This window comes from Microbacterium sp. (assembly GCF_051953575.1).
Taxonomy (GTDB): domain Bacteria; phylum Actinomycetota; class Actinomycetes; order Actinomycetales; family Microbacteriaceae; genus Microbacterium.
Window position 1 is genome coordinate 1 of sequence record NZ_JBQCIP010000008.1, and the last position, 7,162, is coordinate 7,162.

Annotated in this window: 9 protein-coding genes; 3 read left to right on the forward strand and 6 right to left on the reverse strand. The window is 69.2% G+C overall.

What is annotated here, in order from left to right:
• Positions 1-894, reverse strand: an 894-nt coding sequence (gene sufB, locus ACTHNQ_RS00620) for a Fe-S cluster assembly protein SufB (protein ID WP_440330512.1), incomplete at its 3' end; no start/stop codon positions are given.
• 255 nt (positions 895-1,149) lie between these two features.
• On the opposite strand from sufB, the gene ACTHNQ_RS00625 reads away from it, so the two are divergent.
• Both ACTHNQ_RS00625 and ACTHNQ_RS00630 read left to right on the forward strand, forming a co-directional pair.
• Positions 1,150-2,103, forward strand: coding sequence for a COX15/CtaA family protein (locus tag ACTHNQ_RS00625; protein WP_440330513.1), 954 nt, complete (start codon positions 1,150-1,152; stop codon positions 2,101-2,103).
• Between the two features lie 111 nt (positions 2,104-2,214).
• A complete protein-coding gene (locus tag ACTHNQ_RS00630; protein WP_440330514.1) occupies positions 2,215-2,619 on the forward strand; it encodes a dinucleotide-utilizing enzyme in 405 nt (134 codons plus the stop codon).
• Between the two features lie 69 nt (positions 2,620-2,688).
• On the opposite strand, the gene ACTHNQ_RS00635 is transcribed toward ACTHNQ_RS00630, so the two are convergent.
• The 5 genes from ACTHNQ_RS00635 to ACTHNQ_RS00655 all read right to left on the reverse strand — a co-directional run bounded on the left by ACTHNQ_RS00635 (position 2,689) and on the right by ACTHNQ_RS00655 (position 6,706).
• Positions 2,689-3,219 (reverse strand): hypothetical protein, encoded by a 531-nt coding sequence (locus ACTHNQ_RS00635; RefSeq protein WP_440330515.1) that lies wholly within the window; start codon positions 3,217-3,219, stop codon positions 2,689-2,691.
• A 275-nt stretch (positions 3,220-3,494) separates the two neighbouring features.
• Positions 3,495-4,019, reverse strand: a complete 525-nt coding sequence (locus tag ACTHNQ_RS00640; RefSeq protein ID WP_440330516.1) for a hypothetical protein — start codon at positions 4,017-4,019, stop codon at positions 3,495-3,497.
• Complete coding sequence (locus ACTHNQ_RS00645) at positions 4,016-5,302, reverse strand: RNA polymerase sigma factor (RefSeq protein WP_440330517.1); 1,287 nt, start codon at positions 5,300-5,302, stop codon at positions 4,016-4,018. Before ACTHNQ_RS00645 ends, ACTHNQ_RS00640 begins: the two co-directional genes overlap by 4 nt.
• A gap of 3 nt (positions 5,303-5,305) precedes the next feature.
• Positions 5,306-5,659, reverse strand: a complete 354-nt coding sequence (locus ACTHNQ_RS00650; RefSeq protein WP_440330518.1) for a YciI family protein — start codon at positions 5,657-5,659, stop codon at positions 5,306-5,308.
• A gap of 102 nt (positions 5,660-5,761) precedes the next feature.
• Positions 5,762-6,706: a heme o synthase gene (locus ACTHNQ_RS00655; protein ID WP_440330519.1), complete on the reverse strand. Its 945-nt coding sequence runs from the start codon at positions 6,704-6,706 to the stop codon at positions 5,762-5,764.
• A 217-nt stretch (positions 6,707-6,923) separates the two neighbouring features.
• On the opposite strand from ACTHNQ_RS00655, the gene ACTHNQ_RS00660 reads away from it, so the two are divergent.
• The coding region (locus ACTHNQ_RS00660; RefSeq protein ID WP_440330520.1) for a hypothetical protein at positions 6,924-7,162 on the forward strand (239 nt) is incomplete at its 3' end.

The window sequence follows — 7,162 nt, forward strand, 5'->3', positions numbered from 1 at the left end:
GATGTTGCCGTCGATCCACTCCATGGTCGCGCCCTCGTGCGCCACGGCACGCTTCGTGACCAGGTTGTAGACGTTGTTCGACCAGTTCTGGATCGTCGTGTAGCGCACGCGGGCGTTCTTCTTCACGATGATCTCGACGACGGCCGAGTGCAGCGAGTCCGACTTGTAGATCGGCGCCGTGCAGCCCTCGATGTAGTGCACGTACGAGCCCTCGTCGGCAATGATGAGCGTCCGCTCGAACTGGCCCATGTTCTCGGTGTTGATCCGGAAGTAGGCCTGCAGCGGGATCTCGACGTGGACGCCCGGGGGCACGTAGACGAACGAGCCGCCCGACCACACCGCCGTGTTGAGCGCGGCGAACTTGTTGTCGCCGGCGGGGATCACGGTGCCGAAGTACTCCTCGAAGAACTCCGGGTGCTCGCGCAGCGCGGTGTCGGTGTCCATGAAGATGACACCCTGGCGCTCGAGCTCCTCATTGATCTGGTGGTAGACCACCTCGGACTCGTACTGCGCGGCGACGCCGGCGACCAGGCGCGCGCGCTCGGCCTCGGGGATGCCGAGCTTCTCGTACGTGTTGCGGATGTCTTCGGGGAGGTCCTCCCACGACTGCGCCTGCTTCTCGGTGGAGCGCACGAAGTACTTGATGTTGTCGAAGTCGATCTCGCTGAGGTCGGCGCCCCACGTCGGCATCGGCTTGCGACCGAAGAGCTGGTGACCCTTCAGACGGGTCTTCAGCATCCACTCGGGCTCGGATTTGAGCGCCGAGATGTCGCGCACGACGGCTTCGCTCAGTCCTCGCTTGGCGCTCGCTCCGGCGGCATCGGGGTCGTGCCAGCCGAACTCGTAGACACCCAGCCCTTCCAGCTCGGGGCGATCGATCAGCACATCAGTCATCGTCACGTTCTCCTCCGGGTCCTGCGGTGTCATCCGCCCCGGCATTCCGGTTCCCCCGGTGGAGTTACCAGGGGTGGATGCCGCTCGTCGGGCCCTCTCAAAGCGGCGCAGAGATCGCGCCTAGACTGTCGGTGGTGCGCTACGCCCGAGGCGTTGGCGACCGACCCCTCGATTCTACAGGTTCCACCCCGGAGCGGACGCGCGTCGTCCGTCACATGCGGCGTCCGGAGCCTCTGCCAGGAGGCGATCATCAGTATGTCCGCGGACCAGCCGACCACCACAGCACCCGGCGTGTGGCAGCGATTCCGGCAGTGGCTGCCCGATCGGGTCGACGCTCGGGTGCGCGTCGCCGCCTGGATCTCTCTCGTCCTGGAGATCGCGATCGTCGGGACCGGTGGCGCGGTGCGTCTCACGGATTCCGGACTCGGGTGCGAGTGGCCGCTGTGCACGCCCGATTCGCTGTTCCCCACCGCCGAGCAGAGCTATCACAGCCTCATCGAGTTCGGGAACCGCGGGCTGTCGTTCTTCGTGGGCCTGGCTGCCGTCGCCGTCATCGTCTTCGTGTCGCAGATCCGCCGGCAGCGCCGCGACCTGTGGACCATGGCGTGGATCATCTTCGGCGGCGTGCTGCTGCAGGCCGCGGTGGGCGGCATCCTGGTCATCTTCGATCTGCACCCGAACCTCGTGTCGTTCCACTACATCGTCTCGCTCGTGCTCGTCGGGGTCTCGGCCGCGTTCGTCGCGCGCATGGGTCAGCCGTTCGGGTCGCGCGAGCTCGCCGTACCGCGGTGGCTCGCGATCGTGACGCACATCACGTCGCTGTTCCTGGCGATCACGGTGTTCATCGGCGTGCTCACGACCGGAGCCGGCCCGCACTCGGGCGACCCCGAGGTCACGCTGCGCAACGGCTTCGACGCCACGCTGCTCGAGCACGTGCACTCGTGGCCCGCGTATGCGCTGTTCGGCCTGACGCTGGTGCTCGTCATCGGAGCGTCGGTCGTCGGCGCGAAGCAGTTCCGCGGGTGGGCGCTCGCCCTCCTCGCCGTCGAGCTCGTGCAGATCGCCGTGGGGCTCTACCAGGCGCGCAACGACCTGCCGCCGCTGGCGGTCGGCGTGCACATGGTGCTCGCCGCGATCTCGGTCGCCGTCATGACCGCCGTGGTGATGCACGTCAAGCGTCCCGTCGCCGCGGTCGCAGCGGTCGCCTGACGCCCGTCCCGCACAGGGAACGCATAGGGTTCGCATTGCGGCCCCACGGGCTGTGCTGTCATGGTGGATGCCGCGACCACCCGGGTCGCGCCATCGAGGAGTGATCGACACATGTCCACCCGTCCCCGTCTTGCCCGCAGCATCCCGTTCTGGGGCCTGCTCGTCGTGTCCCTGGCCACGGCCGCCGGCGGCGCCTTCCTGCTCACGTCCAAGGTGGGGTCGCTCACCGCGGTGCTCACGGACAACTCGGCCACCGCGGTGGACGTCTACGTCGGCCAGGTCATCGCCATCATCGGCGGCATCCTGCTCGCCACCGGCATCATCGGCGTCCTGCTGACGCTCGCCGTCGCCGCCCTCTCGACGCTGCGCCCCGTGCCGGCCGTCGAGGTCGTCGAGCCCATCGACTGGAAGGCCGAGGCCGACGAGGTCAGCGCCGAGCCCGTTGCCGAGACCGCCGCAGAGCCCGTCGTCGAGGCCGCGCCGGCCGCCGAGAGCGAGACCGCCGTCACCCGCTGACACACACGTACCGGAGCCGCAGGCTGGGGCGCGATCGCGCTCCGTCCTGCGGCTTCGTCGTTCCCGGGCTCAGCAGCCGGGGCCCTGCGGATCCTCGGCGCACGTGTGCTCCACGAGGGCGGTGCGCACCTCGACGACTTGTACCGGGTAATCCCCCGTCCGGGCCGTGACGACGCCCTCGACCGCGCGCCAGCCGGCGCCGAAGTCCACCGCGGCGCTGTACTCCACGGTGACGCTGGACACGTACGTGCCGCGCGCGTCGTAGACGTGGCCCGTGTCGGTGGGAGTGAACTGCGGGCTCCCGGATGCCGTCCACGCGACACCGCCCGTCGCAGATCTGGTCGTGTGCCCGTCACCGTACGAGAACACGTAGGCGACCGGCGTGAACCGCACCGTCACCGGAAATCCGAGCAGCACGCCCGGGATGTCTTGGGCGGATGCCGCGGCCACGAAGTTCGTCGGCATCCGCACGACCCCGAACCCTGCCGGCTCCCCCGCGAGCTGCGGCGTCGCGGGCCGGAACGAGACCAGATCGGCGAGCGTCACCGCCGGGAAGCCCGCGTCGGCCGGCTCAAGCGGGACGTCCTTCGCCAGGCACAAGCCATCCGGGGTGTCGCAGGTTTTGCCTGTGTCGGGCGCGTAGATGATGGCGGGGATGTGGGTGGAATCAGACCCCCCGCCCAGTGACTCCCGCTTACTCTCACCGAAAACTCGGTCCGCTGCAACGTCAACAGACTCACCGTTGTTGACAGTCGAGGTGTCACACAGGCCGGCACGCATCATTGCAGTCGTACACGCGCTTGCGGTGGTCATCTGCATCGCTACGGCGCCAGGGGCAGACGAGGCAACAAGCGCGAGCAATACCGCCGCGGCTCTCAACACGACTCGCTCGCGGTTCCAGCGATGTCGGAGATTCGGAGGCTGTTCCCTACAGGCATCAGGCTGACGACCGCGGCGACTGTGGGATCACGGTCGGGCGGCGTGATGTCCGCTCCAGACCCATCTAGCACCCGCGACATCGAGGAATCCAGACACGTCTGCACTGTCACGTCACCGGTGGCTAGATCGGCGGAGATCCCGTCGAGACTCACAATCGACGATGTACCGACGATGCTGATTCCGCGTGCCTCAAACTCACGATTCGCTTCGATATCGGCTTCGAGCGCAGCACCGACCAAGAAGGACTGCGGTTCCGGCCTCGATGCCGGGTCGGCGCTGCGGGCGTTCTCCGCCTCGATGTACGCCCTATACGTCTCCTCCGCCGCCGCGAACGCCTCGTCCTCGCTCGCGAACACCGCTGTCGACGTCGGTGTCGGTTCGGGCGCCGGGGCGACGCATCCGCTCAGCATCACGGCTGCCGCCGCAAACCCGAGGGTGACCGTCGTCGCGCGCAGGATCATCCGTCCACCGTAACCGGACCCGCCTCCTCGCCTTCCGAGTTATCCACAGCCGCACGGAGGCGCGCGTCGACCGCCTGCGCGCGCATCCGTTCGCGCTCGACGGTGCTGCCGGCGAGGCGTGCGGCATCCGCGTACGCGTCGGCCGCTTCGTCCCAGCGGCCGAGCTCGCCGAGGAACGCCGCGCGCGCCGCGGGCAGGTACGGGTATCGGCCGAGCGCCGGCTCGGCGGCCACCGCATCCACGGCGGCGAGCCCCGCCGCAGGCCCGTCGCGCATGCCGAGCGCCACGGCTCGGTTGAGCGTGACGACGGGGCTCGGCCATGCGCGTCCGAGCAGCGTGTACAGGTCGACGATGCGCACCCAGTCGGTGTCGTTCCATGTCGGCGCCTGCGCGTGTGCGGCGGCGATCGCGGCCGAGACGGCATAGCGGTCCGCGGCCCTGGCGGTTGCGGCGGCGAGCAGCCCCAGCCCTTCGTCGATGAGCGCCCGGTCCCACCGCGAGCGGTCCTGTTCCGGCAGCAGATCGTCACGGGTGGCACGGCGGGCGTCGGTGAGCAGCATCAGTGCGAGCAGTCCGGTCACGGCACGGCTCTTCGGCAGCAGAGCGTGCAGCATCCGCGTGAGGGCGATCGCCTCGTCGACCAGATCGGCCCGCACCGGCCTCTCCCCCGACGGCGGCGCATGCCCGAGGGTGAAGACGAGGTACAGCACGTCGCACACGACGTCGATCCTCTCGGGCAGCTCCGCGGCATCCGGAACCCGGTACGGGATCCGGGCGACGGCGATCTTGCGCTTGGCGCGCGTGATGCGGGCGGCCATCGTGGATTCGCTCACCAGCAGCACGGCGGCGACATCTCCGGTCGGCACCCCGCACACCAGTCGAAGGGTGAGCGCGACCTGCGCCTCGCGAGAGAGCGCGGGGTGACAGCACGTGAAGACCAGGCGCAGGCGATCGTCGGCGTGCCAGGACGCATCGTGGTCCGCCGAGTCCTCCCGGACGAGCAGCGGCAGACGTCGCCGCAGCGCCGTCCGCCGCCGCAGCTCGTCACGCGCGCGGTTGGCGGCGACCGTCGTGAGCCATGCTCCGGGACGGTCCGGGATGCCGCGCACCGGCCACACCTCGACGGCCCGTGCGAACGCCTCCTGCGTGCACTCCTCGGCGAGGTCGAGGTCGCCGGTCAACCGCGCCGTCGACGCGACGACCGCGGCCCATTCCGCGCGGTGCGCACTCGCCAGCGCGGCGTCGGCGTCGGCCGCGTCGGACGCGGGCGTGACGGCATCCATCGATCACCCGTGCTGGACGAGCGGATGCACCTGCACGCCGCCGTGCTCTTCGGTGGACTCGTGCAGGAGGGCGGCGAGGGCGAGCGCCTCATCGAGGTCGGGGACGTCGATGAGATAGAAGCCGCCGAGCACCTCCTTCGTCTCCAGGAACGGCCCGTCGGTGACGAGCGGTCGCTCGCCGCCTGCGCGCAGCGTGGTGGCCGTGCCGCTGGATTCGAGTTCGCCCGAGGCGAGGATCGCCGACCCCGCGCGCTCGACGAACGCCCGATGCCCTGCGTCGGTGGCACGGATGCCCTCGTCCGTGCGGGCATCCCACTGCGCCTCGTCGCCGTAGACCAGGATCATGTACTGCGCCATCGTGTGCTCCTTCGTCGTCGAGAGGCATTGTGCCCCTCACCAGACCGACGAACGAGCCCCCGCCGGAATCGACAGGGGCTCGGAATCGACAGGGACTCGGGATCAGAACGGCAGCAGCGGATCGATCGCGATCGCGACGAACAGCAGCGTGAGATACGTGATCGACGCGTGGAAGACGCGCATCGGCCGCGGCTCCGTGCCGCGAACGGCGCGGTTGTAGAGCACGTGCGACTCGTAGATGAACCACCCGCCGAACACGACGGCCGAGACGGTGTAGACGAGACCCATGCCGGCGACGGGGATCAGCAGCAGCGAGCACACGACGGTCGCCCACGCGTACAGGATGACCTGCAGGCCCACCTGCGAGCCGGCGCGAGTGGCGCCGAGCATCGGCACATCGACGTTCTCGTACTGGTCCTTGTACTTCATCGACAGCGGCCAGTAGTGCGGCGGCGTCCACAGGAAGACGAGCGCGAACAGGATGACCGGCGGCCACGCGAGCGAGCCGGTCACGGCCGTCCAGCCGATCAGCACGGGGAAGCAGCCGGCGATGCCGCCCCACACGATGTTCTGCTCGGTGCGGCGCTTGAGGATCATCGTGTAGATGACGACGTAGAAGAAGATGGCGACGGCCGACAGCGTCGCGGCGAGCCAGTTCGTGGTGAGCCACAGCCACACCGTGGAGAACACGGCGAGCGACCACGCGAAGATCAGCGCGCCGCGCGGCGACACCTCGCCCGTCACGAGCGGGCGGTTCACCGTCCGCTGCATGTGCGCGTCGATGTCGCGGTCGAGGTACATGTTGAACGCCGCGGCGGAACCCGCGCTGGCGGTGCCGCCGATGACGGTCGCGATGATCAGCCACAGACTCGGGAACCCGCCCTGGGCGAGGATCATCACCGGCACGGTAGTCACCAGCAGCAGCTCGAGGACGCGCGGCTTCATCAGGGCGACGTACGCCTTGACCGTGCGGCCGATTCCCTGGCGAGTCCGGCGGGGTGCGTCGACGACGGATGCCTCGTCCCCGGCCGTCTTCGTGATGTCCATGGCCCCCGCAATCGCCGCCTGCAGAATCCTCCCAAGTCTAGGGCATGGGCTCGCGCCCGCCCGGCGTCCCCTGGGCGGCCCTGAGGTTGTTATCGATCACATTCGAGCGGACGATCGCGTGAGCAGATCGTGACGAGAGCGTCACCCACCGGTGACCGCGGGCGCCATCGCGTTCGCAAGACTCTGTCACATTGACCGCTCGCATGGCCTCGGCGGCATGCCGCTTCGCTATGCTGAACACACGCGCGCCCGCCGCCGATCCCCCCTTCTCCATCCGGACAAGGGCCGCGATTCGGCCATCTGCCGGGCGCACCTCCTCGAGAAAGGCGCCCGGGTGTCGGAACTGCGTTGGGATGAGATCGATCGGCGCGCGGTGGACACCGCTCGCGTGCTCGCGGCGGATGCCGTGGAGAAGGTCGGCAACGGCCACCCGGGGACGGCGATGAGCCTCGCCCC

Bases quoted from the DNA above. Each gene is read 5' to 3' on its own strand.
- ACTHNQ_RS00645 (WP_440330517.1), bottom strand. From the start codon at position 5,302: ATGGATGCCGTCACGCCCGCGTCCGACGCGGCCGACGCCGACGCCGCG.
- ACTHNQ_RS00640 (WP_440330516.1), bottom strand. From the start codon at position 4,019: ATGATCCTGCGCGCGACGACGGTCACCCTCGGGTTTGCGGCGGCAGCC.
- ACTHNQ_RS00650 (WP_440330518.1), bottom strand. From the start codon at position 5,659: ATGGCGCAGTACATGATCCTGGTCTACGGCGACGAGGCGCAGTGGGAT.
- ACTHNQ_RS00630 (WP_440330514.1), top strand. From the start codon at position 2,215: ATGTCCACCCGTCCCCGTCTTGCCCGCAGCATCCCGTTCTGGGGCCTG.
- ACTHNQ_RS00655 (WP_440330519.1), bottom strand. From the start codon at position 6,706: ATGGACATCACGAAGACGGCCGGGGACGAGGCATCCGTCGTCGACGCA.
- ACTHNQ_RS00625 (WP_440330513.1), top strand. From the start codon at position 1,150: ATGTCCGCGGACCAGCCGACCACCACAGCACCCGGCGTGTGGCAGCGA.